Annotated in this window: 29 protein-coding genes and 1 tRNA gene; 19 read left to right on the top strand and 11 right to left on the bottom strand. The window is 46.9% G+C overall.

Annotation, left to right across the window (positions count from 1 at the left end; translation table 11 throughout):
- Positions 1–3 precede the first annotated feature (3 nt).
- On the top strand, positions 4–525 hold the full coding sequence (gene secB, locus ICN12_RS00685) for a protein-export chaperone SecB (RefSeq protein WP_216270083.1): 522 nt from the start codon (positions 4–6) through the stop codon (positions 523–525).
- Positions 526–551: 26 nt separating this feature from the next.
- On the top strand, positions 552–1,574 hold the full coding sequence (locus ICN12_RS00680; protein WP_216270082.1) for an NAD(P)H-dependent glycerol-3-phosphate dehydrogenase: 1,023 nt from the start codon (positions 552–554) through the stop codon (positions 1,572–1,574).
- A gap of 7 nt (positions 1,575–1,581) precedes the next feature.
- Here ICN12_RS00680 and trmL read toward each other — a convergent pair whose 3' ends face one another.
- Positions 1,582–2,052 carry a tRNA (uridine(34)/cytosine(34)/5-carboxymethylaminomethyluridine(34)-2'-O)-methyltransferase TrmL gene (trmL, locus tag ICN12_RS00675; protein ID WP_216270081.1) on the bottom strand — a complete coding sequence of 157 codons (471 nt, stop codon included), beginning with the start codon at positions 2,050–2,052 and terminating at the stop codon, positions 1,582–1,584.
- Positions 2,045–2,830 carry a ComF family protein gene (locus tag ICN12_RS00670; RefSeq protein WP_255537625.1) on the bottom strand — a complete coding sequence of 262 codons (786 nt, stop codon included), beginning with the start codon at positions 2,828–2,830 and terminating at the stop codon, positions 2,045–2,047. The genes trmL and ICN12_RS00670 overlap by 8 nt, the downstream gene beginning before the upstream one ends.
- Between ICN12_RS00670 and ICN12_RS00665 the strand changes: the two genes are divergently transcribed.
- The 7 genes from ICN12_RS00665 (at position 2,830) to ICN12_RS00635 (ending at position 8,434) form a co-directional block, all read left to right on the top strand.
- Positions 2,830–3,633: a class I SAM-dependent methyltransferase gene (locus ICN12_RS00665; protein WP_255537624.1), complete on the top strand. Its 804-nt coding sequence runs from the start codon at positions 2,830–2,832 to the stop codon at positions 3,631–3,633. The genes ICN12_RS00670 and ICN12_RS00665 overlap by 1 nt on opposite strands.
- 180 nt (positions 3,634–3,813) lie before the next feature.
- A complete protein-coding gene (gene coxB, locus ICN12_RS00660; protein WP_216270080.1) occupies positions 3,814–4,971 on the top strand; it encodes a cytochrome c oxidase subunit II in 1,158 nt (385 codons plus the stop codon).
- A gap of 40 nt (positions 4,972–5,011) precedes the next feature.
- Complete coding sequence (gene ctaD, locus ICN12_RS00655) at positions 5,012–6,631, top strand: cytochrome c oxidase subunit I (protein ID WP_216270079.1); 1,620 nt, start codon at positions 5,012–5,014, stop codon at positions 6,629–6,631.
- Positions 6,615–6,746: a cytochrome oxidase small assembly protein gene (locus ICN12_RS00650; RefSeq protein WP_216270078.1), complete on the top strand. Its 132-nt coding sequence runs from the start codon at positions 6,615–6,617 to the stop codon at positions 6,744–6,746. The genes ctaD and ICN12_RS00650 overlap by 17 nt, the downstream gene beginning before the upstream one ends.
- A 16-nt stretch (positions 6,747–6,762) precedes the next feature.
- Positions 6,763–7,356 (top strand): cytochrome c oxidase assembly protein, encoded by a 594-nt coding sequence (locus tag ICN12_RS00645; protein WP_216270077.1) that lies wholly within the window; start codon positions 6,763–6,765, stop codon positions 7,354–7,356.
- A gap of 20 nt (positions 7,357–7,376) precedes the next feature.
- On the top strand, positions 7,377–7,550 hold the full coding sequence (locus ICN12_RS00640; protein WP_370624908.1) for a DUF2970 domain-containing protein: 174 nt from the start codon (positions 7,377–7,379) through the stop codon (positions 7,548–7,550).
- A 29-nt stretch (positions 7,551–7,579) separates the two neighbouring features.
- Entirely contained in the window at positions 7,580–8,434 is an 855-nt protein-coding gene (locus ICN12_RS00635) for a cytochrome c oxidase subunit 3 (RefSeq protein ID WP_216270075.1), read from the top strand.
- 59 nt (positions 8,435–8,493) lie between these two features.
- Here the strand turns inward: ICN12_RS00635 and ICN12_RS00630 are convergent, their stop codons facing one another.
- Positions 8,494–8,706: a twin transmembrane helix small protein gene (locus tag ICN12_RS00630; protein ID WP_216270074.1), complete on the bottom strand. Its 213-nt coding sequence runs from the start codon at positions 8,704–8,706 to the stop codon at positions 8,494–8,496.
- A 14-nt stretch (positions 8,707–8,720) separates the two neighbouring features.
- Between ICN12_RS00630 and ICN12_RS00625 the strand changes: the two genes are divergently transcribed.
- Genes ICN12_RS00625 through ICN12_RS00605 form a run of 5 tightly spaced genes read left to right on the top strand, consistent with a single transcriptional unit; the run spans position 8,721 to position 12,789 of the window.
- Complete coding sequence (locus ICN12_RS00625; RefSeq protein WP_370624907.1) at positions 8,721–9,503, top strand: SURF1 family protein; 783 nt, start codon at positions 8,721–8,723, stop codon at positions 9,501–9,503.
- Positions 9,500–10,159, top strand: coding sequence for a redox-active disulfide-containing membrane protein (locus ICN12_RS00620; RefSeq protein WP_216270073.1), 660 nt, complete (start codon positions 9,500–9,502; stop codon positions 10,157–10,159). The genes ICN12_RS00625 and ICN12_RS00620 overlap by 4 nt, the downstream gene beginning before the upstream one ends.
- Positions 10,156–11,286: a COX15/CtaA family protein gene (locus ICN12_RS00615; RefSeq protein ID WP_216270072.1), complete on the top strand. Its 1,131-nt coding sequence runs from the start codon at positions 10,156–10,158 to the stop codon at positions 11,284–11,286. Before ICN12_RS00620 ends, ICN12_RS00615 begins: the two co-directional genes overlap by 4 nt.
- Complete coding sequence (gene cyoE, locus ICN12_RS00610; RefSeq protein WP_216270071.1) at positions 11,283–12,176, top strand: heme o synthase; 894 nt, start codon at positions 11,283–11,285, stop codon at positions 12,174–12,176. The genes ICN12_RS00615 and cyoE overlap by 4 nt, the downstream gene beginning before the upstream one ends.
- 7 nt (positions 12,177–12,183) lie before the next feature.
- Positions 12,184–12,789: an SCO family protein gene (locus ICN12_RS00605; protein ID WP_216270070.1), complete on the top strand. Its 606-nt coding sequence runs from the start codon at positions 12,184–12,186 to the stop codon at positions 12,787–12,789.
- A 25-nt stretch (positions 12,790–12,814) separates the two neighbouring features.
- Here ICN12_RS00605 and rpoH read toward each other — a convergent pair whose 3' ends face one another.
- Positions 12,815–13,756, bottom strand: coding sequence for an RNA polymerase sigma factor RpoH (gene rpoH / locus ICN12_RS00600; protein WP_216270069.1), 942 nt, complete (start codon positions 13,754–13,756; stop codon positions 12,815–12,817).
- A gap of 91 nt (positions 13,757–13,847) precedes the next feature.
- Positions 13,848–14,738 carry a signal recognition particle-docking protein FtsY gene (gene ftsY / locus ICN12_RS00595; protein WP_216270068.1) on the bottom strand — a complete coding sequence of 297 codons (891 nt, stop codon included), beginning with the start codon at positions 14,736–14,738 and terminating at the stop codon, positions 13,848–13,850.
- A gap of 62 nt (positions 14,739–14,800) precedes the next feature.
- Between ftsY and ICN12_RS00590 the strand changes: the two genes are divergently transcribed.
- The 5 genes from ICN12_RS00590 to ICN12_RS00570 are packed head-to-tail and all read left to right on the top strand — an operon-like array spanning position 14,801 to position 18,972.
- A complete protein-coding gene (locus tag ICN12_RS00590; protein WP_216270067.1) occupies positions 14,801–16,174 on the top strand; it encodes a M16 family metallopeptidase in 1,374 nt (457 codons plus the stop codon).
- Positions 16,174–17,520, top strand: coding sequence for a M16 family metallopeptidase (locus tag ICN12_RS00585; protein WP_216270066.1), 1,347 nt, complete (start codon positions 16,174–16,176; stop codon positions 17,518–17,520). The genes ICN12_RS00590 and ICN12_RS00585 overlap by 1 nt, the downstream gene beginning before the upstream one ends.
- Positions 17,521–17,548: 28 nt before the next feature.
- On the top strand, positions 17,549–18,151 hold the full coding sequence (rsmD, locus tag ICN12_RS00580; protein WP_216270065.1) for a 16S rRNA (guanine(966)-N(2))-methyltransferase RsmD: 603 nt from the start codon (positions 17,549–17,551) through the stop codon (positions 18,149–18,151).
- Positions 18,152–18,187: 36 nt separating this feature from the next.
- A complete protein-coding gene (gene coaD, locus ICN12_RS00575) occupies positions 18,188–18,685 on the top strand; it encodes a pantetheine-phosphate adenylyltransferase (protein WP_216270064.1) in 498 nt (165 codons plus the stop codon).
- A gap of 17 nt (positions 18,686–18,702) precedes the next feature.
- Positions 18,703–18,972: a YfhL family 4Fe-4S dicluster ferredoxin gene (locus ICN12_RS00570; RefSeq protein ID WP_216270063.1), complete on the top strand. Its 270-nt coding sequence runs from the start codon at positions 18,703–18,705 to the stop codon at positions 18,970–18,972.
- Positions 18,973–19,001: 29 nt separating this feature from the next.
- On the opposite strand, the gene pth is transcribed toward ICN12_RS00570, so the two are convergent.
- The 6 genes from pth to ICN12_RS00540 form a co-directional block, all read right to left on the bottom strand.
- Positions 19,002–19,598 (bottom strand): aminoacyl-tRNA hydrolase, encoded by a 597-nt coding sequence (pth, locus tag ICN12_RS00565; protein ID WP_216270062.1) that lies wholly within the window; start codon positions 19,596–19,598, stop codon positions 19,002–19,004.
- Between the two features lie 90 nt (positions 19,599–19,688).
- Entirely contained in the window at positions 19,689–20,327 is a 639-nt protein-coding gene (locus ICN12_RS00560; protein WP_216270061.1) for a 50S ribosomal protein L25/general stress protein Ctc, read from the bottom strand.
- A 137-nt stretch (positions 20,328–20,464) separates the two neighbouring features.
- Complete coding sequence (locus ICN12_RS00555; RefSeq protein ID WP_216270225.1) at positions 20,465–21,421, bottom strand: ribose-phosphate pyrophosphokinase; 957 nt, start codon at positions 21,419–21,421, stop codon at positions 20,465–20,467.
- Between the two features lie 73 nt (positions 21,422–21,494).
- A tRNA-Gln gene (locus ICN12_RS00550) sits at positions 21,495–21,571 on the bottom strand.
- 5 nt (positions 21,572–21,576) lie between these two features.
- Entirely contained in the window at positions 21,577–22,452 is an 876-nt protein-coding gene (gene ispE, locus ICN12_RS00545; protein ID WP_216270223.1) for a 4-(cytidine 5'-diphospho)-2-C-methyl-D-erythritol kinase, read from the bottom strand.
- Positions 22,453–22,459: 7 nt separating this feature from the next.
- Positions 22,460–23,953: a lipoprotein insertase outer membrane protein LolB gene (locus tag ICN12_RS00540; RefSeq protein ID WP_216270060.1), complete on the bottom strand. Its 1,494-nt coding sequence runs from the start codon at positions 23,951–23,953 to the stop codon at positions 22,460–22,462.
- Positions 23,954–23,980 lie beyond the last annotated feature (27 nt).

Here is a 23,980-nt window from a genome sequence, read left to right as displayed (position 1 = left end):
CTTATGACTGAACAAACTACTTCCGCTCCAGATGGAGCTGATAACTCAAAAGAACCTGGTTTCCGTATTCAACGGATCTATCTTAAGGATCTATCTTTAGAGCAGCCAAATGCCCCGCAAATTTTGTTGGTTGCCGCTGAGCCACAAGTAGAAGTTGAGGTAGATGTTGCAGTGACCCGCTTGAGCGATGAGATTTTTGAAGTAGCTTTAATTGCGACAGTAACCGCTAAAGTTGAGAGTAAAGTACTCTTTTTGGTTGAAGCAAAGCAGGCAGGTATTTTTGAATTCAGCAATATCCCCCCAGAGCAAATTGATCCAATGTTAGGTATTGCTTGCCCAACGATTTTGTATCCTTACCTGCGCTCTAATGTTGCTGACACTATTAGCCGTGCTGGTTTCCAGCCAATTCATCTGAATGAAATTAATTTCCACGGGATGTACGAGCACCGCATCATGCAGGCCGCGCAAGCTGCTGCAACTGAGAGTAGCTCTGCCGATGAAAGCAAAATCATTCTTCCTCACTAAGTCTGATTAGTTAAAGCCCACAGATCATGAAAGTGACGCTGCTTGGAGCTGGATCTTGGGGTACTGCTATGGCCGCACAAGCTGCGCGCCATCTTCAGTCGGGCGATGTCTGCCTATGGTCGCGCAGTGCTGAGCAGTTAGAGGCCATTCGAAAGACTGGTGAAAACGCAGCGTATTTGCGTGGCGTCATCTTGCCCCCAGGCCTGCAATTAGAAAGTAGTTTTGAGCGCGCCATTGAGCGCCTTTCTGAAAACGATCTTTTGGTGATTGCTACCCCGATGTCGGGTCTTTCGGAAACGGTGGCGCAAGTATTACGCCTCGCAAAATACCCACTCAATATTGTTTGGCTGTGCAAGGGTTTAGAGCCCAGCACTACCTTATTGCCACATCAAGTAGTGGATCGTGAAGACAAACTTCATAGTCATGGCTTGCGCCACTCCTATGGTGCATTATCCGGCCCTAGTTTTGCGCAAGAGGTTGGCAACGGCATGCCTTGCGCATTAACGATTGCTAGCAAATCAAATGCCTTGTGCGACATTGTTCAAGGTGCATTTCATCATGGCAATATGCGCATCTATGCCAGCGATGATTTGGTTGGCGTTGAATTGGGCGGCGCTATTAAAAACGTCTTAGCAATTGCGGCTGGTATTGGCGATGGTTTGGATCTTGGTCTAAATGCACGAGCTGCCGTATTGACGCGTGGGCTTGCCGAAATGATGCGCTTGGTAAAAGCGGCTGGCGGTAGGCCTGAAACCTGTATGGGGTTGACGGGTGTGGGCGATTTAATTCTGACTGCTACTGGCGATCTCTCTCGCAATCGTCGAGTTGGGCTGGCACTTGCTGCAGGGAAACCTTTACCTGAAATTTTAGGCAACTTAGGACATGTTGCTGAGGGTGTCTTGTGTGCTTCCGCTGTTGGTGATCTTGCGACTCGCTTGGGTGTCGAGATGCCAATTACTGCCATGATGGGTGAAGTCTTATCTGGAAAACTTCCACCAGCACAAGCTGTTAAAAAACTCATGGGCCGCGATCCTAAGGTCGAAGTCTAAATTACGACTAGTTCCCACCAAGCAGTCCGTTTTGGCGCCAAGCTTCATACACCACAATCGCGACAGTGTTAGATAGATTCAAACTGCGACTGTTATCTTGCATGGCTAGACGCATTTGATTTGGAAGTGGTATCGAGCCTCTAACTTCTTCTGTAATACCTTTGGTTTCCGAGCCAAAAACAAAATAATCATCAGGCAAGTATTTGCCATCATGAAACCTTCCAGATCCTTTGGTGGTCAGGGCAAAAATACGTTCTGCCTTAGGTTGTTCATTTGCAAGAAATTGCGCCCAGTTTTCGTGTACTTTTACTCTAGCGAATTCGTGATAGTCCAGACCCGCTCTCCGAAGCTTCGCATCTTCCATGGGGAAGCCAAGCGGTTCTATGAGATGAAGTTTTGCACCCGTGTTGGCACACAGGCGAATAATGTTGCCTGTGTTTGGTGGAATTTCTGGTTCGAATAAAACAATGTTAAACATGCTCTGATCTTTGCGATGGACGAAGTGTTCTCAGAAGAACCCAATTAATAACACGAGATACGCCATTGTCCTTCAGAATCCGCGCGATCTCATTTAAGGTTGCGCCACTGGTCATTACGTCATCAAATACGATGATCGTTGCAGACTCTAGGCACTCACTGTATTTCGGGTTGATGTAGAACATGTGTTGAATGGCTTTATAGCGATTCGCTCGGTTTTCATGAGCCTGATGTTGGGTGTGATGGTGGCGCAGTAAAACATGGGGATTTTTATTGACCGTGTTTGTACAGCGAATACGTCTAGCCACCTCCCAGCTTTGATTAAAGCCCCGAGCGCACAGTTTTTCTTGGCTCAGCGGTACCGGTAGTAAATAGTCTGCCTGCATCTGTTTTATATCTTCAGAGATCAATTGATTCCATGCTGATGCAAGACCATGAGCACAGGCAAGACGGCGTTGATATTTTAATTGGTGTAGTGCTGTCTGTAGCCTTCCGTCGTATCGGTCTAGGCAGTAGGTCTCATCAAAGTAGGGCGGATTGTTTAGGCACTCCTGGCAGCGTTGATCGGCAATTTCATTGCCTACCAGAGTGAGGCCACATTGTTTACAACACTCATAATTTGAGAGTTGGTCTGAATCTAATAAAGCAGAACAAGCAACGCACAGAGTACGTTGCTGAAATGCCCCGCAAATGATGCATGCACTTGGCAATACATGCGAACAAATGGTTTGGAAAAAATTCTCAAAGAGTCGCATTGGGCGCTGAGTATACTGAGCCAATGACCCAATCAATCAGATGGCTTCAGGACGAAATTGCAGACCGAATGTTGCAAAAGTTAGATATCGTCAAACTGGAAGTAAAGGATGCGCTGATCATTCCAGATTTCCCTGGGGCGCATGCGCGCTTTCTGACAAAACGTTTTCCAGGAATTCGTTTTCATAGTGCACCAGAGGCTGAGCTAACTGGGTTTGACTTATTGAAATTCAGGATTGCCCGTCTATGGAATTCAGGGCTTCAATCTGCCCCCTTGATTTCACTAGATAACTACAAGAAATCAGGCCGAATTGACCTTCCCGATAATTCTGTCGAATTGATCTTTAGTGTCTTATTTATGCAAGATTTACCCGACCCAAAGCATTTTTTGCAAGAGTGTTGGCGAGTACTCAAGGAGGGTGGATTACTGACTTTTAGTTATTTGGGCCCCGATACTGCCAAAGAGCTTCGCGCCGAAGGCTTGCCCCAGCAGTTGTCTTTGAAGAAATTGGCCAGTCCTTGGGATATGCACGATATGGGAGATGCCCTGCTGGGCGAGCGTTTTTCAGATCCGGTAATGGATATGGAGTTCCTGAACTTGGACTATGTATCTGACGCAGTACTGGTGACCGATGCCAAGGCTTTAAATTTGCTTGATGCTGATGGTCAAAATAGCGCTTTATCCATTCAATTACCTAAAAAACTCACTTTAGAACTTGTTTATGGGCATGCTTGGGCCTTGGGCAAGCACCTAGCTAAAGCACAGGATCATGTCGCCTATATTGATCTAAATCAAATCGGACGCAAGACTAGGAGTGATTCTGCTTAAGTGTAAGCACTCACTATCTTTTAAACCTTTATCAAGATTGAGGCAAGCCTGGTTAACCCGGTTTGTTGTTGAACTTAATTAACCCTATAATCAGCGCTAGAAGTATTGCTTGATACCGCATTTTTGGACTATCTGGGGCTGTATTGCCGCAGAAGTTCACGACAATAAACAGAGAATAAGATGAATTTATTTGGAAAAGTCACTAGGGCTTCGCTCTATTTAGTAGCAGCCTTCGGCACTGCAGTAGCGCATGCAGTTGAAAATATGCCAGGCGGCCCATCGGTGTTGCAACTGAATTTTGCCCCTCCTGCGACAAAAATCATGCAAGAGATTCATTGGTTGCATTGGATGATGTTGATCATTTGCGCACTGATTTTTATCGGTGTTTTTGGAGTGATGTTCTATTCCATCCTCAAGCACCGCAAATCTTTAGGTGCTAAATCTGCCTCTTTCCACGAAAGCACCACAGTGGAGATCATTTGGACAGTAATTCCATTACTCATCGTGATCGGGATGGCTTTGCCTGCAACTAAAACTGTTGTGGCCATGAAAGACACCACTAACTCTGACATCACTATTAAGACTACTGGCTACCAGTGGAAATGGGGTTACGACTACATTAAAGGTGAAGGCGAAGGCATTAGCTTCTTGTCCACCATGTCTACTACACGTGAAGCCATTAATAACTTGGCACCTAAATCAAATACGTATTTGATGGAAGTGGACAACGAGATGGTGGTGCCTGTTGGCAAAAAGATTCGCATGATTACCACTGCGAATGACGTAATTCACTCATGGACTATTCCAGCATTTGGTGTGAAGCAAGATGCGATCCCAGGTTTCGTGCGCGATACCTGGTTCCGTGCTGACACTATCGGTAAATTCCGCGGTCAATGTTCTGAGTTGTGCGGTGCCGAGCACGCCTTTATGCCTATCGTAGTCAACGTGGTTTCACAAGATGACTACACCAAGTGGGTAGCAGAGAAGAAAAAAGAAATGGGTGCGGCCTCTGATGATCCTACTAAGGTTTACACCTTGGATGAGCAAAAAGAGCGTGGCGCTAAAGTCTACGCAGCAAATTGCGCAGCATGCCATCAGCCAAACGGCAAAGGTGCGGGCACGTTCCCAGCGCTTGAAGGTAGCAAAGTGGTGCTTGGACCGAAAGCAGCTCAGTACAACATTCTTATCAATGGTAAGGGTGCGATGCCGAAGTGGGCTGGTGTGATTTCTGATGGCGATATTGCTGCCGTGATGACATACACCCGCAATGCTTGGGGCAATAAAACGGGTGAGATTATTCAGACCCAGGATATTGTTTCTGCGCGCGCTGGCAAGTAATTCATTCATTAATACAGATCAAACTAAACCGGAGTAATCCATGAGCACAGTCTCTACCACCCACGATCATGCACACGACCATGCGCATGATGATCACACGCCACATGGCTGGCGTCGTTGGTTGTTCGCAACCAACCATAAAGATATCGGCACGATGTACCTGATTTTTTCTTTCATCAGCTTGATGGCTGGTGGTGTGATGGCTTTGGGTATTCGATTGGAATTGTTCCAGCCAGGCTTGCAATTCTTGCGCCCTGAGTTTTTCAATCAATTAACGACCATGCACGGTTTGGTCATGGTGTTCGGCGCAATCATGCCGGCATTCGTTGGATTTGCGAACTGGATGATTCCTTTGCAAATCGGCGCATCCGATATGGCTTTTGCCCGTATGAATAACTTTAGCTTCTGGATTCTTCCAGTAGCAGCGTGCTTGTTGTTTGGTTCATTCTTAGCTCCTGGCGGTGCACCTGCCGGTGGCTGGACTTTGTATGCGCCTTTGACTTCACAGATGGGCCCAGGTTTAGACATGGGTATTTTTGCACTCCACTTATTGGGTGCTTCCTCCATCATGGGCTCGATTAATATCATCGTGACCATCTTGAATATGCGCGCTCCTGGTTTGACATTGATGAAGATGCCAATGTTCTGCTGGACTTGGTTGATTACTGCTTATTTATTGATCGCTGTAATGCCTGTGTTAGCCGGTGCAATCACCATGGTTCTCACAGATCGCCATTTCGGTACTTCTTTCTTCTCCGCAGTTGGCGGTGGTGACCCAATCATGTTCCAGCACATTTTCTGGTTCTTTGGTCATCCAGAGGTTTACATCATGATTCTTCCAGCATTCGGAATTATTAGTGAAATCGTTCCTGCCTTCTCTAGAAAAACATTGTTTGGCTATAGCTCCATGGTTTATGCAACCGCATCTATTGCGATCTTGTCATTTATCGTTTGGGCACACCACATGTTTGCAACAGGCATGCCTGTTACTGGTCAGTTGTTCTTTATGTACGCCACGATGCTGATCGCTGTGCCAACTGGTGTGAAGATCTTTAACTGGGTTGCAACCATGTGGAAGGGTTCGATGACATTCGAAACTCCAATGTTGTGGTCTGTTGGTTTTATTTTCGTATTCACGATGGGTGGTTTTACGGGCCTGATCTTGGCAATGGCTCCAATTGATATTGGCGTGCAAGATACCTATTACGTTGTTGCTCACTTCCACTATGTATTGGTAGCTGGCTCATTGTTCGCCATGTTTGCTGGTTTCTATTACTGGTGTCCAAAGTGGACTGGCTATATGGCCAATGAAACTCGCGGCAAGATCCATTTCTGGACTTCCATGATTTTCTTTAACATCACCTTCTTCCCAATGCACTTCTTGGGCTTAGCTGGTATGCCACGTCGTTATGCCGATTACCCAACCCAGTTTGCCGATTTCAATATGGTCGCCTCTATTGGCGCCCTTGGTTTTGGTTTGTCCCAAGTTTATTTCCTGCTCTTTGTTGTCTTGCCAGCCTACAACGGCAAAGGCGAAAAAGCCCCAATGAAGCCATGGGATGGCGCCAAAGGTTTGGAGTGGACGATACCTTCACCAGCACCTCACCATACCTTTGAAACACCTCCAAATGCAGAAGAGTTAAATGCTGCAGGAATCTAAAGTACTCGTACAAAAATCCCAATCTGCCAGTAACCGCAGATTGGGTTTTATCCTTTTAAGCGTTGCTGTTGTGTTCTTTATCGGCATTGTTATTAAACGGAGCGTGCTGAGTTAACACTCAAGCACCACTTATGTCCGCTATCGCCTCCATTAATCGTCAAATCCTACTGAAGCTGTTGATCGCTTCAGTCATGATGTTTGGATTTGGCTATGCCTTAGTGCCGATGTACAAAGCGCTTTGTGAGGTCACTGGTATTAATGTCGTGACCAATAAGAATGACTATGGCACGCGAGCCTATAGCCCTAATAAAGTAGGTAATACACAGGTTGATTACTCACGGGTGGTAACGATTGAGTTTGATTCTAATAGTCGTGGCCCATTCTCCTTCCGTCCCCTCAAGAACTATTTAGAGGTTCATCCAGGCGAGATGACAGAGATTGTGTACGAGGTAACGAATAACCTCGGTCGTCCGGTTGAAGCTCAAGCTATTCCGAGTTATGCACCAAAAAGCGCTATGGAGTTTTTCACAAAATTAGAGTGCTTCTGTTTTCAGCAGCAAACCCTGGCGGCGCATGAAGTCAAAAAGATGCCGGTGATATTTGTGATTGATGCGGGACTGCCTGCTGATGTCAAAACGATTACCTTGTCGTACACCTTCTTTGAGTTAGGCGTTGGTCAGCAGCCAGCAGGCTCAACCACCCCTAAATCGAAGTCGGTGTCATGAGTAAGAAAAAAAGTACTTTTATGCAATCTATGATCGCTGTGTTGTGGGCTTTTTTAGGTGTGCGTAAAAAATCTGGTTTACAAGACGATGTAGCTTCACTCAGTTTTATCCACATTATTATTGCGGGAGTTGTAGGTGCCTTAATTTTTATGGGCGTACTCCTCTTGATAGTTAAAGTAGTTGTGTCCCATTGATTATTTTTTGATTGAATAGAGAGAATAAGATGTCATCCAATTCAACCCCTTACTATTTTGTTCCCGGACTATCTAGTCATCCAGCTGCTGCAGCTCTAGGTTTGCTTGCGTTTGGCGCTGGTATGTCTGGCTGGGTAAACCATGCAGCTTGGGGCGGCCCAGTAACTGCAGTTGGCGTACTCTGGGTTTTATTTGTGCTCTACAACTGGTTTGGAGACACGATTGCTGAGTCCAATGCAGGTAAGAACGGCATTAATGTGGACATTTCTTATCGTTGGTCGATGGCTTGGTTCATCTTCTCTGAGATTATGTTCTTTGGCGCGTTCTTTGCAGCATTGTTCTATGCGCGCAATATTGCGATGCCTTGGATGGGTGACGTGGAGAGTAAATTGCTTTGGCCTAATTTCACAGCAGTTTGGCCAAATGACGGCCCTGCAGGTTTGGTTGAGAAATTTACCACCATGGGTCCATGGCCAATTCCTACGATTAATACCTTATTGCTCTTGAGCTCCGGTGTGACAGTTACTTATGCTCACCATGCGCTTCGTGAAAATCACATGAAGAAAGCCATCAATGGTTTGGCTGCTACTGTTGGTCTTGGTATTGTCTTTTTGGGTTTTCAGATGTATGAGTACTACCATGCATACCATGCCTTGAATTTGAAACTCACTTCAGGCGTTTACGGTTCAACCTTCTTCATGTTGACTGGTTTTCATGGTTTCCACGTTTTCCTTGGTGGCCTAATGTTAGCGATTGTCTTGCGCCGTATGATTCGTGGCGACTTTACGGCCGATAATCATTTTGCGTTTGAGGGCGCTGCTTGGTACTGGCACTTTGTTGACGTTGTCTGGCTCGGTCTCTACATCGCTGTTTACTGGATGTAAGGCAATAAAAATCGGGGCTTAGCGCCCCGATTTGTTTTGGATGGCTGCTTGTATATTGCTTAGTTTGTTCCCACCCGAACGCCGGTAGCTTCAATAAGGCCAAAGTAGTGGGCAATCAATATGCCAAGAAACAGTACTATTGAAAGTCCAATACGCAGCATGAGGGACTGAACCATTCTTGAGCTGCCGCCCTTATCCTTCATCATGAAGAAGAGGGCTGAGCCTAAGCTTCCTACAATCATTATCAGTGCAACTGGAATAATCCATTTCATCTCAAAGTACCCCTGTGAATATATTTTCTAGCTTAATTACTGGTCGTATAGTCGCTACTGTATCAGCCCTTGTGGTGATTTTAGTTGGCGGTGGCGCTGGTATTTGGCAGCTGAATCGAGCGGAACAGAAGATTCGCCTGGGGGAGTCTTTGACTGCCAAACTGCAAATGCCTGTACTGAAAGCCAATGCCGACAGTTTGAACTTAGAGCAGGCTGGAGAGCGCCGTATTCTTGCCCGTGGCCGCTTTATCCCAGCTGAGGCTATTTGGCTAGATAACCGCCCCCGTCCTATTCCAGAGGGTGGCACTGGCACTACTGGGCAATCTGGCTTTTATGTGATGATGCCCTTGAAATTGGATGGCCAAGATACTGTACTTTGGGTTAATCGTGGGTGGGCCCCTCGTAATAACGAAAATCGTATTGAGCTTCCCCCAGTTAAGACTGCTGATGAGATGGTGACTATTGAGGGGGTGGCATTCCCCCATCCGGGAAGGGTTTTTGAATTGGGTCAAAAGGGTGATGCGAAAGCGAGCCCAAGAATTGAGCAAAATTTTGATTTGGCGCTTGAGGCCCAAAGCCATGGATGGAAGCAGTTACCGTTCATTGTTCGGGAATCTAATTCAGCCAAAAACGATGGTTTAGTCAGAAATTGGCCTTCGCCAACAAGCGGAGTCGATCGCCATTATGCTTATGCCTTTCAGTGGTTTGCATTGGCCTTATCAGGATTTTTGTTTTGGCTTATCAATGGGCTCATGAAATATCGTCGGGAGCTTGTTGTTAATGGAGATAGAGTGTGAGTAATAAAGAGTTATTGATCCCGGCTTCGCAAATGGATTCCTCAGCGATTAATGCGCAGACTCGCCGTGGCCGTCTGCAGATGTTATTGTTATTGCTTGCTTGTGCGGCACCAGTCATTGCCTCCTATTTAGCTTATTACGTCTTTAAACCAGAAGGTGGCAAAACCAATTTCGGAACCTTGATTCAGCCAGTACAAGATGTGAATCCTGCTTGGCTTGATGTTCCTTTTAAAGGTAAGTGGACCTTGCTGGTAGCTAGACCCGCTGGGGAGTGCACCATCAAAAATGAATCCTGTCTTGAGGCCTTATTTTTAATGCGTCAGCTGCGTATTGCCGTTGGTCGCGAGAGCAGTCGTGTTCAGTTGGTGTGGGTCAACACAGATGGGAAGCCAGTAGATCCAGAGGTATTGCTAGCCTATGATCAAAAGACGGCGGGTTTTCAGATTGTGTCATTACCAGCGGATCCTAAGTCAAAGGCTGAGTTTGATGCTTGGCTCAATCTCGATGGCGCAGGTCAGAAGATTCAGTTAATTGATCCGAGCCCGGCCAAGATGATGGTCTTTCCAGCGACCAATTCCCCTAAAGAATTCGGCAGCATTAAAAAAGACCTTGAAAAGCTATTGCGCCTCAACCGTAAGGGTGAGAACTTGCAATGAGTAGTTTGTGGTTGCTAATAGAGTTGGCTGCAATCGCTATTGTGTTTGCAGGCCTGCCCCTGATTTATCTATGGACAAGACCTGGATATAACTTTTTCCAAAAACTCAATTGGGTTTTAGTCTTCATGACCTTTGATTTGATTGTGTTTGGCGCCTTCACTAGATTAACGGACTCTGGCTTAGGTTGTCCTGACTGGCCTGGTTGCTATGGCACTTCAAATCCGTGGCATGCAATTGGTGAGATACAACTGGCTGAAGCGAATATGCCAACCGGTCCTGTGACGGTTATCAAGGCTTGGATTGAAATGATTCATCGCTATTTGGCGATGACAGTGGGTGCTTTGATTTTGATTCAAGTGGGACTGGCTTGGAGCAAGATAAAGAGCTTGGGTAAGAAACCATTTTTAGTGAGCCTGGGTTTACTGCTCTTGGTTTGTATTCAAGGTGCATTTGGTGCCTGGACGGTTACGCTTAAATTACAACCGATCATTGTCAGCATCCACTTAATGCTGGCTTTGGTATTGCTTGCCTGCCTAACTGCATATGCTCAGCAAGAATGGGAAGATCAATCTTCTTCAGTTCGACGTTTTCAAATAAAACCCCTTCCTGCAAAGTTGCTGGTGATTGCTTCAGTCACTTTAGCTATACAGATATTTTTGGGTGCATGGGTTAGCACCAATTACGCAGTATTGGCTTGTCCTGATTTCCCAAGCTGCATGGGTACTCTTTGGCCAGAAACCGCTTGGCAAGAAGGTTTTACTTTGTGGCGCGCGCTAGGTCTAAATGCTCAAGGGGAATCTATTTCTCCAGTAGCTTTGCAAACGATCCATTGGGCGCATCGCGTGTTTGCACTCATTGCCTTAGCGGCGATAGGTTTTCTTGGGGTGAGCGCTCTCCAGTTGAGTAATGCTGCATTGTTGGGAATGGGTCGCATCGCTAAGTTATTACTTGCCCTTCTTATCCTTCAGGCGCTTACAGGTATTTCTAATGTGGTCTTTCAATGGCCACTACTTGCCGCCTTAATGCATACCGCGGGATCAGCGGCATTAGTCTTCTGCTTGGTTCGCTTAGCTCACTGGTCCTCTTGGAGTGCACCCATTCATATTAAGATGGTCAAATCATTATGAGCAGCCCCACACCTTCTTCCCCTGCAGCTATGCCGCGTTGGCGTCAGTTCTGGGTATTGACTAAACCTCGCGTTACTCAGCTAGCGGTTTTCTGTGCAGTGATTGGTATGTTCTTGGCTACCCCCGGTATGGTTCCGTATCCAGTACTCATTGGTGGCATTGTCGGTATTTGGTTATTGGCAGGCGCAGCCTTTGCAATGAACTGTTTAATTGAGCAAGCAGTCGATGCCAAGATGAAGCGTACTTCTTGGAGACCATCTGCAACTGGTGAAGTAACGCCTTTTCACATTACTATTTTTTCTATTGTTCTCGGCAGTTTGGGTGCCGTGATTTTGTGGAACTTCTGTAACCCATTAACCATGTGGCTTACGGTAGCAACCTTTGTTGGCTACGCGGTCATCTATACCTGGCTGCTCAAGCCCGCAACACCACAGAATATTGTGATTGGCGGCTTGTCTGGCGCAATGCCACCCGCTTTGGGTTGGGCGGCAGTGACTAACGGCTTATCTGCAGAAGCATGGCTCTTAGTCCTGATTATTTTTGTTTGGACCCCACCGCACTTTTGGGCGCTAGCCTTGTATCGTCGCGATGATTATGTTCAAAGTGGATTACCGATGTTGCCGGTCACCCATGGGGAGCGCTTTACGCTGCTCAATATCTTGCTCTACACCTTGATTTTGATTGCTGCTACTTTGCTGCCCTATATCTACGGCATGAGTGGTGTAGTCTATTTAATCTCCGCAATCATTTTGGGTTTGATGTTCCTTGCTTATGTGATTGCCTTGTTTGTTTCTTACAGCGATGCACTAGCGAAAAAGACTTTCCGGTTTTCAATTACCTATTTATCTCTGCTATTTGCAGCGCTATTAATCGATCACTATTTCATTTGAGTTGAATATGAATTTATTAAAACCTTACACATTGATTTCCCGCCTCTTGATATTGGCGCTTGTTGGTCTAGCTCTGGTGGCTTGTAGTCCCAAGCAGAGCTTTAAGAATGTCGACATCACAGGCAGCAAAGCATTTGGTACGGACTTTAGTTTGCTCGATCCCGATGGCAATGTCAGAACTTTGGCAGACTTTAAAGGCAAAGCAGTCGTCATGTTCTTTGGTTACACCCAGTGCCCAGATATTTGCCCAACGACACTTACTGAGATGCAGCAGGTCATGACTTTATTGGGGCCTCAGGCTGATAAGGTGCAAGTGTTGTTTGTGACGGTAGATCCTGAGCGAGATAGCGCAAGCATTCTGAAGCAATATGTTCCTGCGTTTGATCCACGTTTCTTGGGATTGCGTCCAGCAGATCAAGCAGCTTTAGAAAAAGTCACGAAGGACTTCAAGATTTACTACAAGAAGGTGCCTGGCACTAGTCCCGGTTCATACACCATGGATCACACAGCAGGAAGTTATGCCTTTGATCCAGAGGGGCACTTGCGCCTTTACATCAAGCATGCGCAAGGTGCTGAGACCTTGGCGCAAGACTTGAAAGAGTTGCTGAAGTAAACGCTACGAAGTAAAGGAAAGATGCTTAAGCGGCTTCAGTTTGCAAGAGGCTGCGCATCTTTTTGAGTGCCGCAGTTTCAATTTGACGAACGCGTTCTGCAGAGATGCCGTATTCACGGGCGAGATCATGCAATGTCTTTGTGCCATTACCATCTGCATCCATTGCCAGCCAGCGTGATTGCACGATGTTGCGGCTACGCTCATCCAAAGCCATCAGGGCTTGATCGAGTTGGGGACCATGCAGTGCATCGGTTGCAGCAGCAGCCATCATTTCAGTAGGCTCTTGGCTATTGTCTGCCAACCATTGAATTGGTGCATAGGCTGACTCATCATCACTGTCATCGCCCTCTAAGGCGACATCGCCACCAGCCAGACGCATTTCCATTTCTTTAACGTCAGAGCCTTTGACATCCAGAGCTTTGGCCAATGCCTCAACTTCATTTGGAGTTAGCGCGGCCAGAGTGGGTTTGTTGCTGCGTAAATTAAAGAACAACTTGCGTTGTGCTTTAGTTGTTGCAAGCTTAACTAAACGCCAATTCTTGAGAATGTACTCATGAATCTCCGCCTTAATCCAGTGGATTGCATAAGAGACTAAGCGTGCACCTTGGTTAGGGTCATAGCGTTTTACGGCCTTCATCAAGCCGATGTTGCCTTCTTGAATGAGGTCGGCATGCGGAATGCCATAACCCAGATACTGACGAGCAACAGACACCACCAAGCGAAGGTGTGAGAGAACTAAAGTTTTCGCAGCATCGACATTTTCAGTGCAACGAAATTCTTGCGCGAGATGCAGTTCTTCTGCGGCGCTAAGCATGGGTACGCGATTAACGTAGGAGATATAAGAGTCGAGCGTGCCAACCCCAAGGGAAGGCAGCATCGGAAAGGCAAGCGAAGCCGCAGCAGTCTGCGCTACTGGCAGTGTTTGCCTTGCTTGCAATTGCGGTTTGTGTGCTTTCTTTTGAACCATTTTTTTTATATTTTCAGGCGTTAATAGTTTTTTATTTTAGCACTCTTGTCAAGAGAGTGCTAATGGTTTTTTACTTCTGTAAGTCTATGATTTAATTGAATAATTCAGATGAATATTGGGCGGCCGTGAAGGGCGCTAAATCATCAATTCCCTCGCCTTTACCCAAGGCCAAAACCGCTGGTTTTGGCCCGTCATTGAGCGTGTGGGCGAGGGCGCAAATCACCCCCCCTTTAGCGGTGCCATCCAATTTAGTCACGATTAAGGCAGTAAGCCCCAGAGCTGCATGAAAGGCCTTCACTTGGCTTAAGCCGTTTTGACCGGTATTGCCATCAAGTACCAGCAAAGTCTGGTGAGGCGCCCCAGGAAGGGCCTTACCGATGACTCTTTTGACCTTCTTTAACTCTTCCATCAAGTGATCTTGAGTAGCTAGCCTTCCGGCAGTATCAATGATCAAAATATCGCTCTTACGAGAAATCGCCGCATGAATGGCATCGTGAGCTACTGCAGCCGCATCACCACTCTCTTGCATGATGACGTCCACTTGGTTGCGACCACCCCATTCAAGAAGCTGGTTGCGGGCCGCGGCTCGGAAGGTATCACCCGCTGCGAGTAGCACCGATTTACCTTGGGATTGAAAGAGGCGGCACAGTTTGCCGATAGTGGTGGTCTTGCCAGCGCCATTAACGCCAATCACCAGCCAAACTTCAGGAACCGCCTTTTGATCGTGCGCATATAAGGGGTTAGGTATTGGCTCCAATGGCTTTAAGAGGCTGGCAACTTCTTGTATTAACAATTGCTGGAGATCTTCTGGGCTACTGGTTTTTTCTGACTTAGCAGCTTTGCGGAGCTTGCTGATCAGTTGCTCAGTCGTAGGCAGGCCCACATCGCTGAGGATGAGAGATTCTTCTAGGGCATCAAACCAGGCTTCATCAGTCTGATTGGATTTGAATAGGGATCCGAGGGTTTTACGTAGGCCGAACATAATCGATACAATTTAATCCTTGCATCTTATCAATTAAATTCTTGGGATAGGTGATCTTACAGATGCGCTCCACTTTACTGCGGCTTTCTTTCTGTTTCATGCTCTTTTGCCCGACCGCTTGGGCGGCCTCGGAAGCGGGCATGTCAAATACACACGAGTTTCAACTCTCCAATGGACTCAAGCTGATTGTGCGTGAGGACCATCGTGCCCCTACAGTTGCCCACATGGTTTGGTATCGCGCTGGCTCAATGGATGAAGTCAATGGCAAGACCGGGGTCGCTCACGTACTTGAGCACATGATGTTTAAGGGTACCGACAAGGTCAAGTCAGGAGAGTTCTCTCGCTTGGTTGCGGCAGTGGGTGGTCGAGAAAATGCCTTTACCTCTCGTGACTACACGGCGTATTTTCAGCAGGTTGAAAAATCCAAGTTAAATGAGGTCATGAAGCTGGAGGCTGACCGTATGTCTAACCTCAATTTTGATGATGCAGAATTTCTCAAGGAAATCCAGGTGGTGATGGAAGAGCGTCGTCTACGCACTGAAGACAACCCAAGTAGCCTACTGAATGAATCACTCATGGCAACTGCTTACATGAGTTCCCCATATCGGCATCCAATAGTGGGTTGGATGAATGACCTAGTCAATATGAAAGCCGCAGATGCGCGTGACTGGTATCGCGCTTGGTACAAGCCAAATAACGCAACCGTAGTCATTGCTGGTGATGTTGACCCCAAAGTTATTTTGCAGGCAGTTGAAAAATATTATGGAGTCGCTTCTGCAAGAGAGTTACCAGATCGCAACCCTCAAGTAGAACCAATACAAAAAGGTATCAAGAAAGTGCAAGTTAAGGCACCTGCAGATAGTGCGCAATTGACGATGGCATGGAAGGTTCCTAAACTGCATCCAGGTCAATTGGATGACGATGAGCCATATGCCTTGGAGATATTGTCAGCAGTACTCGATGGCTATGACAATGCCCGTTTAAACCGCACACTTGTTAAACAAGAGCGAGTAGTTGATGACGTTGGTGTTGGTTACGACATGATCTCTAGAGGACCAGAACTATTTTTAATTAGCACCAGCATGGCTAAAGGTAAAACTGTTGAGCAGGCTGAGAGCAGTATTCGGAAGGCTTTAAAAGAAATTGCCGATAAAGGGATTCTAGATTCAGAGTTAAAACGCATCAAGGTTCGCATCTTGTCTGAGCAGATTTATAAGCGCGATTCTATTTTCGGTCAGGCAATGGAAATTGGCAGTATGGAGATGGCAGGGTTTTCTTGGCGAGAAATTGATGTGATGCTGGAGAAGATGCAAGCAATTACTCCTGCACAAGTCCAAGCTGTTGCTAAAAAATATTTGGTTGATGAAGGGTTGACTATTGCAGTCTTAGATCCGCAGGCGCGCAAGTCTGGCGAGAGCAAGCAAGGGGGCAAATAATGCAAGCATGCAAAGTGTTTAAGCATCTTATCCCTGCGTGTTTATTGGTCTTTGGCTTACTTCCATCTGCCCAAGCTATTTTGCCAATCGAGAAGTTGGCGTCCATTAAGGGTGCGCAAGCCTATTTAGTGCAAACCCAATCTTTGCCCATGGTGGATATTGAGATCAGTATTGATGCAGGCGATCGCTATGATCCGGCGGCAAAGAGTGGTTTAGCAACGGTAGCTGGTCAACTCATGAACTACGGTGTTAAGTCTGATAAGGGCTTGCTTACTGAGGCGCAGATTGCGGATGAGATCGCAGATTTAGGTGCGAATCTTGGCGTCTCTGTTAGTGGTGAGCGTGCCATCATGCGCATTCGCACTTTAAGTAGGAAAGACTTGCGTGATCGCGCTGTTCAATTGGCCTCAGCAATGCTCAGTGCCCCCACTTATGACTCAAAGATCTTGGCGCGTGAGAAGCAAAGAATGACTACTGCTTTACTAGAGTCTGAAACTAAGCCTGAGTCAGTCCTAGATCGTCGCTTCAGAAAATCGGTTTATGGCAACTATCCATTGGCTAATTCACCATCTGTTCAAACGGTTGCTAATATCAATGCAACGGACTTGCAACAGTTCCATAAACAGTTTTACCGTGCCGACAGAATGATTGTCAGCATTGTGGGGAATGTCAGTAGCACTGAGGCTGCAGAAATTGTGCAAAGCTTATTGCAAAGAGTTCCTCAGTCTGGCCCTCCCATCGCTAAGCTGCCAGAGTTTGAGCGCTCTCCAGTAGAGCCCTTGACTCAACGTGAAATCACTATCCCATTTGATTCTCAGCAAGCACATATCGCCATGGGAATGACTGCGGTCACTCGTAGTAATCCAGATTATTTTCCGCTGCTGGTGGGGAACTATGTTTTAGGCGGCGGTGGCTTTGTATCGCGCCTCATGTCAGAGGTTCGCGAAAAGCGCGGTCTTGCCTATAGCGTGTTTAGTTACTTTGCTCCAGGTAAAGACGTCGGGATATTTCAAGCGGGACTGCAAACCAAAAATGACCAAGCCACCTTGGCGCTTGAAGTGATGAGCTCCACCATCGCGCAATTTATTGCCAATGGACCTACCCAAAGCGAACTCGATGCTGCCAAAGCCAATTTGATGAACGGCTACCCCTTAAGAATTGATAACAACCGTAAGTTGCTGGATAACGTCTCATCGATTGCTTGGAATAATTTACCCCTCGATACGATGGAGGTTTGGACTAAACAAGTAGAGGCAGTTAGCTTGGAGCAGGTGAACGCGGCATTCCAAAAATACTTAGCCATGGATCGAATGAAGATTGTGGTTTTAGGGGCCAAAAATAAATAAGCCAGCAAAACTAACGAAGTCTGTGAAATTGGGAAAGCAGTCAGAGCCCCCTAAGAAAATCCGCATCATTGGAGGGGTCTGGCGCAGTCGTTTATTAAGCGTCTTGGATCTACCGGGTTTACGCCCAAGCACTGATCGGGTTCGTGAGACCTTATTTAATTGGTTGGGGCAGGATCTAACGGGCTTGAGCTGCCTGGATTTATTCGCTGGTACAGGCGCTTTAGGTTTTGAAGCCGCCTCCCGACATGCCCAAGCAGTGGTCTTATTGGAAAAAGACAAAAAAGCCCATGCAAATCTCTGTGCAAATTTTGCCTTGCTCCAGTCTTCCCCTGCTCCTGGGGCGGTGCAGATTTTGCACCGAGATAGCGTGGAGTTTTTAAAGCAGCAGACCGATCACTCTAGTAATTTGATTTTTATAGACCCACCCTTTCAGGAAGAGGGTCTGTTGAATCAAGCGCTTATAGAGGCCGCTCGGATTTGTGAAGACAGTGCTGGCGGGGGAATTTATGTCGAGTTTCCGGCAAGTCGCTCGCGTGAGGCGATTGAGGCCCTAGTGCCTGATTGGCATTGTGGAAAATACTTAGAGGCTGGGCAGGTAAAAGCTTGTCTATTTCGCTCTAAGAGGGGCTAAACTCTTGCCTGTAGCTGAAAAAGCCTTAGGAGCGTTATGACTGTTGCCGTATACCCTGGAACATTTGATCCCTTTACCCGTGGTCACGAGGACTTGGTGCGTCGCGCTTCAAGTATTTTCGGTGAGCTGATTGTTGGTGTTGCTGATAGTCGCAGCAAGCGCCCTTTCTTTAACTTGGAAGAGCGTATTGAAATCGCGAAAGAGGTGCTTGGACACTATTCCAACGTGAAGATTGTTGGCTTCTCTGGTTTGCTAAAAGATTTTGCCCGTGAGCACAACGCTCGTGTGATTGTGCGTGGCTTGCGTGCAGTATCTGATTTTGAGTATGAGTTTCAGATGGCTGGTATGAACCGCTATTTACTGCCTGATGTTGAAACGCTATTCCTGACACCTTCAGATCAATATCAGTTTATTTCTGGAACCTTTGTTCGTGAGATTGCCTCGATGGGTGGTGATGTGAGTAAGTTTGTATTCCCGTCCGTAGAAAAGTGGCTGGTCAAAAAGATTGCATCTGCCAATCACAATAAAGAGTAAGGCTGCTTGGTAACAATATGGCTTTAATGATTACGGACGAATGCATCAATTGCGATGTGTGTGAGCCAGAATGTCCAAATGATGCAATCTATATGGGTCTAGAGATCTATGAGATTGATCCCAATAAGTGCACTGAATGTGTGGGTCATTACGATGCCCCACAGTGTCAGCAGGTTTGCCCAGTTGACTGCATTCCATTGAATCCAGCGTTTCGAGAAAATCAAACGCAGTTAATGGTGAAATATCAAACCTTAACTGCTGCCAAAAAAGCACTAGCCACTAAGTAGTGCACTCTGATGGGTGTGCGAGGTACGCCCTAATTCGTTTTTGAGTGTAGCTCCAGCATTGCTGCTTGAGTATCACCCTTCATAAATAATCCAAGAATCTGCAAACCATTTTCAATGCTGGCATTAATTTGTTTTTGCTCTGCTTGTAGGGGTCTTCTCAATACGTAGTCAGCCACATCCATCGAGCGAGCGCCCTCGGGAGCAAGGTCACGAGGGTGACCAATCCCAAGTCGCAAGCGCCAGTATTCAGGAGTTCCTAGGTGGGCTTGGATATCTTTTAAGCCATTGTGACCGCCAGTACCGCCACCGAGCTTGATGCGTGCCGTGCCAGGCTTGAGATCAAGCTCATCCTGCACAACCAAGACCTCTTGTGGAGTAATTTTGTGAAAGCGACACAATGCCCCTACAGCTTGACCGCTGAGGTTCATATAAGTGCTCGGCTTAAGTAGGAAGAGATCTTCACCACCCCATTTACCCTTCGCCACTTTCCCATGAAAGCGTTTTTCAGTTTCAAAGCGGGCGTTCAATTGCTTGGCGAGGGCGTCGACAAACCAGAAGCCAGCATTGTGCCGATCTTCCACATGTTCATCGCCAGGATTGCCGAGGCCAACAATTAATTTAGTCATGATGAGTGCTTAAGGATAAAAGCATTTCCGCAAAAAAGAAAACCCGCTTGGTAGCGGGCTTCCTCTGTCGCAAAGATAAGGCCTAAATAATTAAGCTTTATCCTTTGGTGTTTCAGCAGCAGGAGCCGCAGCAGCCACAGGAGCAGCTTCAGTATCGGCAGATTTCACTGCTGGGATACGTGCGTTGGCCAATACTGGGTTTTCTTGCTCAATATGCAATACCAAAGAAACGCCTTTTGGCAATGTGAGGTCTTTAGCATGGATACCATGACCAACTTCAATTTTGCTCAAGTCCACTTCAATGAACTCTGGCAAGTCTGCTGGTAAGCAAGAAACTTCCAATTCAGTTGAGATATGGCTAACAACAGCGCCTTGCAATTTCACGGCAGCTGAAGTGTCAGCATTCACGAAGTGCAATGGAACGCGCATATGAACTTTCTCAGTCGCAGAAACGCGCTGGAAGTCGATATGCAGAACCAAAGGCTTAAATGGATGCATCTGGTAATCGCGCAACAACACTTTTTGTGCTTTGCCACCGATTTCAAGATCAAGGATGGATGAGTGGAATGCTTCCTTGCGGAGAGCATGGAACAGTGCGTTGTGATCCAACTCAATTACAGTTGCGGCGTCTTTACCGCCATAGATGATTCCCGGAGTTTTACCGGAGTTGCGCAGACGGCGGCTCGCACCCGTTCCCTGTACGCTTCTTTCAAAGGCTACTACTTTCATATTCAATTCCTAAAGTTAAGGTTAATTTCCGTTCGCGACCAAACAGAAAAGCCTTTGATTATATCTTGGGAATGGCAGTTTTTGCCTAGAAAAGCCTCAAAACTGCCAAAAACAGGATTGGAAACGCTATTTTTGGCTTATTCGGCAAACATCGACATCACTGAATCACCCTTACTAATGCGGGAAAGGGTCTCAGCGAGGATGGGGGCAACGCTCAATTGACGGATTTTGGCTACTTTTAGTGCTTCTGAGGTCAATGGAATGGTGTCGGTAACTACTAATTCATCTAATTCAGAGGCAGCGATGCGAGCTACTGCGCCACCGGATAGAACTGCGTGGGTACAGTAGGCAGTAACACCCTTGGCGCCGCGCTCTTTTAGAGCCTCAGCCGCTTTACAGAGCGTTCCACCGGTATCGATGATGTCATCCATGATCACGCAGTGACGGCCTTCTACTTCGCCGATTAAGTGCATTACTTCTGAGACGTTTGCTTTAGGGCGACGTTTATCAATAATCGCTAAATCTGTGCCTAATTGCTTGGCCATTGCGCGGGCGCGAACGACGCCGCCAATATCTGGCGAAACAATGATGAGGTCTTTTTGGGTCTTCTGAGCCTGGAGGTCAGCAAGCAATACCGGGGATGAGTAGATGTTATCTACTGGGATATCAAAGAAGCCCTGGATTTGGTCGGCATGGAGGTCCATGGTGAGAACACGCTCAACGCCGGCAACGGACTGGAGCATGTTGGCTACGATTCTGGCGGAGATCGCAACCCGTGCAGAACGTGGGCGACGGTCTTGTCTAGCGTAACCGAAGTAAGGGATCACTGCGGTTATACGGCTTGCTGATGCTCGTTTGAGAGCATCGATCATGATCATGAGCTCCATCAAGCTGTCATTCGTCGGAGCGCAAGTGGATTGGATAACGACAACATTCTTACCGCGAACGTTCTCTTGAATTTCTACCTGGATTTCACCATCAGAGAAGCGACCAACAAATGCTTTTCCCATCGGGAGATTGAGCTCTTTGGCTACCGCGTGGGCCAAAACCGGATTTGCATTGCCTGTGAAAAGAGTCAGTAAATCTGCGTTCATTGGGGCGGACATAGGTGATTTTGGAATTTGGGTAGGGTTCGAATGGATGTCTTTTGGTCGTATCTACAGTAGTTGGCAGGGGAAGAAGGATTCGAACCTTCGCATGCTGGAATCAAAATCCAGTGCCTTAACCAGCTTGGCGATTCCCCTACAGGTCAATCTGAAGAAATCAAATTGTAAGCGGGATTTTTATTTAGCCCCCGAACAATTCGACCCATCCATCCTTTTGGAAGATTTTGCAGAAGATTTTCCAGATTTGCGGTGTCCGTCTTAGGGTCTAAGGCGGCAAATACGCTACTTCCAGAGCCAGACATACAAGGCGCCGAGTTTGGCACTGCCTTGTAAATCCAATCTAATGCTTGCTTCACTTCAGGACATTTCTGCACCGCTACTGCCTGACAATCATTCGACTGAAATGACCTTGGCGATGCAAGAAAGCGATCTATTGTAATCGGAGCGTGATCCCGGGTCAATTGAGGGTCTTGGAAAATCTGAGCTGTAGCAATCCCCTGATTGGGAAAGATCACCAGAAAGTCTTGGGTTTCTAGGGAAATTTCCTGCAATTTTTCCCCAATGCCCTCGACAAACGCATTTTGACCAAAGATAAAAAATGGCACATCTGCCCCCAGTTTTAGGCCGAGTTGGTAAAGGGTGGGGGTGTCGAGATGGAGATCCCAGAGTTTATTGAGGCCTATCAGGGTGGATGCTGCATCCGAAGACCCGCCACCCAAACCCGCTCCCATAGGAATCATTTTTTTCAGACCAATCTCAATGCCTTGATTACTCTTGCAGAAATCTTTCAAGAGTTGGGCGGCACGAACTACTAAATCCTGCTCTGGTGGTACCCCTGGAATGGGATTAATGCGACGAATCTCATTTTCTGGAATGCACTTTAAGGTGAGGACATCGCACCAATCAATCAACTGAAAAACGGATTGCAGAAGATGGTAGCCATCTTCGCGGCGCCCAACAATATGCAGAAAAAGATTGAGCTTTGCAGGACAGCGAAGTTCTATCGTATTACTCGTCATTGCAGCTTCACTCATTCGGAGTATCGAATACCAGCCGGATATCAATAGACCCAATATTTGAACTGCGAGTCATGGTGAGTTTTTCTAATTGCTGAGAATTGCCCCAGTTGTAATTTAAGGTCCAGCCATCTTGTGTAATTTTGCTTACTTGCCCCTTTGCATTTCGTTCGACACTCGCATTGCTGCCAGGACGAGTTTGTCCGCGTAACCAATCAGATAAGCCGCGGGCGGGTAGCGGAAGTCCTAATGCATTTTGAATCAGGGTGTCAGCATCGATCGCGGTAGTCAGTTGACCATCGCGTTCCAGAATAGCCTCACCAGGCTTAATCGTAATTTTGGCAATAGATCCACCAACCGGATTTCGAATTTCCAATACATCAGTGAGTGCATCTTGAGTCAAAGTAAATCCACCAGAGCCACCTTGATTTCTGCCTTCAGTAAGTCCGGTGACCTTCACCGCAAAACGTCCATCCCATGAGCCTTTGAGGGTGGTGTCCGCCACCGACCAGTCGGGTTTTAAGCGCTTCAAGGTTTCTTTCAGAGTGGGATTATTGGCATCTAATTGCTGCCCTTTGCGCCACATATCTTCTGCCTCGATAGGACGATTCATAACCCATAAGACCTCACCGATATGCGCAGCAATATCCGCCTCAGGTTTCATATTGAAAGCCTGTTGAAGTTGTTCAAGGGCTAAGGCATTTTTACCCATGCGAAAGTTGACCCAACCCAGGCTATCTAAAATAAAACCATCTTTAGGCGAGAGTTGATGTGCCTTGCTGATGAGTTTGAATGCCTCCGGCAATTTCTGATTGCGATCCGCTAGTGAGTAACCTAGGGCATTGAGACTGTTCACATCATTCGGATTTTTGCGCAAAATCTCACGCAGAATCTTTTCCATAGCGTCGATATGCCCAGATTTTTCAGCAGACATCGCGTAGGTGTAGAGCAGGCCGGGATCTTTAGGTTCTGGTTTTAAAGTTGAAACAATGTCATAAAAAGCGCGTAATGCCTCTGACTCATCGGTTGCCTTAGACAACAGTGCTTGAAGCTGCAGCAAGGTGTTTTCACGTTGTGCAGGAGTCTGCTGATTTAAAAGAGAAATCGCGGGATTGACGGCATCCGACCAACGCTGATTCAAGATCAAGAGCGTGATGAGGACTTCTTTGGGTTTGGTATTTTTTGGCCCTGCCAAGCTATCCCAGGTTTGGGCAGCTTGTAGGGCTAAATCTGGTGCACCTGCAGTAATGGCTATTTCCATCGCTCTTTGTGCCAAACGGGGGTCATCGAGTTGGCGAGCGAGTTCTAAATAAGTGCCATAGGCAAGGCCAGCCTCACCGCGCTGTAAGGCGATTTCCGAGGCCAAGACCTCGAATATGGCTTCACCGCTATCTAGGCTACTGGCTCTAGCAAGGGCATGACTCGAGGAGAGGGAAAGGCTGATGCCAAGTCCAGTTACGAGCATTAAGGCCCAAAAAGAGGGCTTTAGTGAAAATTTGGTCATAAGCACATTCTAATCTGCGAATCTACA

Source organism: Polynucleobacter sp. AM-25C3 (assembly GCF_018882335.1).
Taxonomy (GTDB): Bacteria; Pseudomonadota; Gammaproteobacteria; order Burkholderiales; family Burkholderiaceae; genus Polynucleobacter.
This window is presented reverse-complemented; position numbering and strand designations above follow the sequence as displayed.

Bases quoted from the DNA above. Each gene is read 5' to 3' on its own strand.
- secB (WP_216270083.1), top strand. From the start codon at position 4: ATGACTGAACAAACTACTTCCGCTCCAGATGGAGCTGATAACTCAAAA.
- ICN12_RS00680 (WP_216270082.1), top strand. From the start codon at position 552: ATGAAAGTGACGCTGCTTGGAGCTGGATCTTGGGGTACTGCTATGGCC.
- trmL (WP_216270081.1), bottom strand. From the start codon at position 2,052: ATGTTTAACATTGTTTTATTCGAACCAGAAATTCCACCAAACACAGGC.
- ICN12_RS00665 (WP_255537624.1), top strand. From the start codon at position 2,830: ATGACCCAATCAATCAGATGGCTTCAGGACGAAATTGCAGACCGAATG.
- coxB (WP_216270080.1), top strand. From the start codon at position 3,814: ATGAATTTATTTGGAAAAGTCACTAGGGCTTCGCTCTATTTAGTAGCA.
- ctaD (WP_216270079.1), top strand. From the start codon at position 5,012: ATGAGCACAGTCTCTACCACCCACGATCATGCACACGACCATGCGCAT.
- ICN12_RS00650 (WP_216270078.1), top strand. From the start codon at position 6,615: ATGCTGCAGGAATCTAAAGTACTCGTACAAAAATCCCAATCTGCCAGT.
- ICN12_RS00645 (WP_216270077.1), top strand. From the start codon at position 6,763: ATGTCCGCTATCGCCTCCATTAATCGTCAAATCCTACTGAAGCTGTTG.
- ICN12_RS00640 (WP_370624908.1), top strand. From the start codon at position 7,377: ATGCAATCTATGATCGCTGTGTTGTGGGCTTTTTTAGGTGTGCGTAAA.
- ICN12_RS00635 (WP_216270075.1), top strand. From the start codon at position 7,580: ATGTCATCCAATTCAACCCCTTACTATTTTGTTCCCGGACTATCTAGT.
- ICN12_RS00630 (WP_216270074.1), bottom strand. From the start codon at position 8,706: ATGAAATGGATTATTCCAGTTGCACTGATAATGATTGTAGGAAGCTTA.
- ICN12_RS00615 (WP_216270072.1), top strand. From the start codon at position 10,156: ATGAGTAGTTTGTGGTTGCTAATAGAGTTGGCTGCAATCGCTATTGTG.
- cyoE (WP_216270071.1), top strand. From the start codon at position 11,283: ATGAGCAGCCCCACACCTTCTTCCCCTGCAGCTATGCCGCGTTGGCGT.
- ICN12_RS00605 (WP_216270070.1), top strand. From the start codon at position 12,184: ATGAATTTATTAAAACCTTACACATTGATTTCCCGCCTCTTGATATTG.
- rpoH (WP_216270069.1), bottom strand. From the start codon at position 13,756: ATGGTTCAAAAGAAAGCACACAAACCGCAATTGCAAGCAAGGCAAACA.
- ftsY (WP_216270068.1), bottom strand. From the start codon at position 14,738: ATGTTCGGCCTACGTAAAACCCTCGGATCCCTATTCAAATCCAATCAG.
- ICN12_RS00590 (WP_216270067.1), top strand. From the start codon at position 14,801: ATGCGCTCCACTTTACTGCGGCTTTCTTTCTGTTTCATGCTCTTTTGC.
- ICN12_RS00585 (WP_216270066.1), top strand. From the start codon at position 16,174: ATGCAAGCATGCAAAGTGTTTAAGCATCTTATCCCTGCGTGTTTATTG.
- coaD (WP_216270064.1), top strand. From the start codon at position 18,188: ATGACTGTTGCCGTATACCCTGGAACATTTGATCCCTTTACCCGTGGT.
- ICN12_RS00570 (WP_216270063.1), top strand. From the start codon at position 18,703: ATGGCTTTAATGATTACGGACGAATGCATCAATTGCGATGTGTGTGAG.
- pth (WP_216270062.1), bottom strand. From the start codon at position 19,598: ATGACTAAATTAATTGTTGGCCTCGGCAATCCTGGCGATGAACATGTG.
- ICN12_RS00560 (WP_216270061.1), bottom strand. From the start codon at position 20,327: ATGAAAGTAGTAGCCTTTGAAAGAAGCGTACAGGGAACGGGTGCGAGC.
- ICN12_RS00555 (WP_216270225.1), bottom strand. From the start codon at position 21,421: ATGAACGCAGATTTACTGACTCTTTTCACAGGCAATGCAAATCCGGTT.
- ispE (WP_216270223.1), bottom strand. From the start codon at position 22,452: ATGACGAGTAATACGATAGAACTTCGCTGTCCTGCAAAGCTCAATCTT.
- ICN12_RS00540 (WP_216270060.1), bottom strand. From the start codon at position 23,953: ATGACCAAATTTTCACTAAAGCCCTCTTTTTGGGCCTTAATGCTCGTA.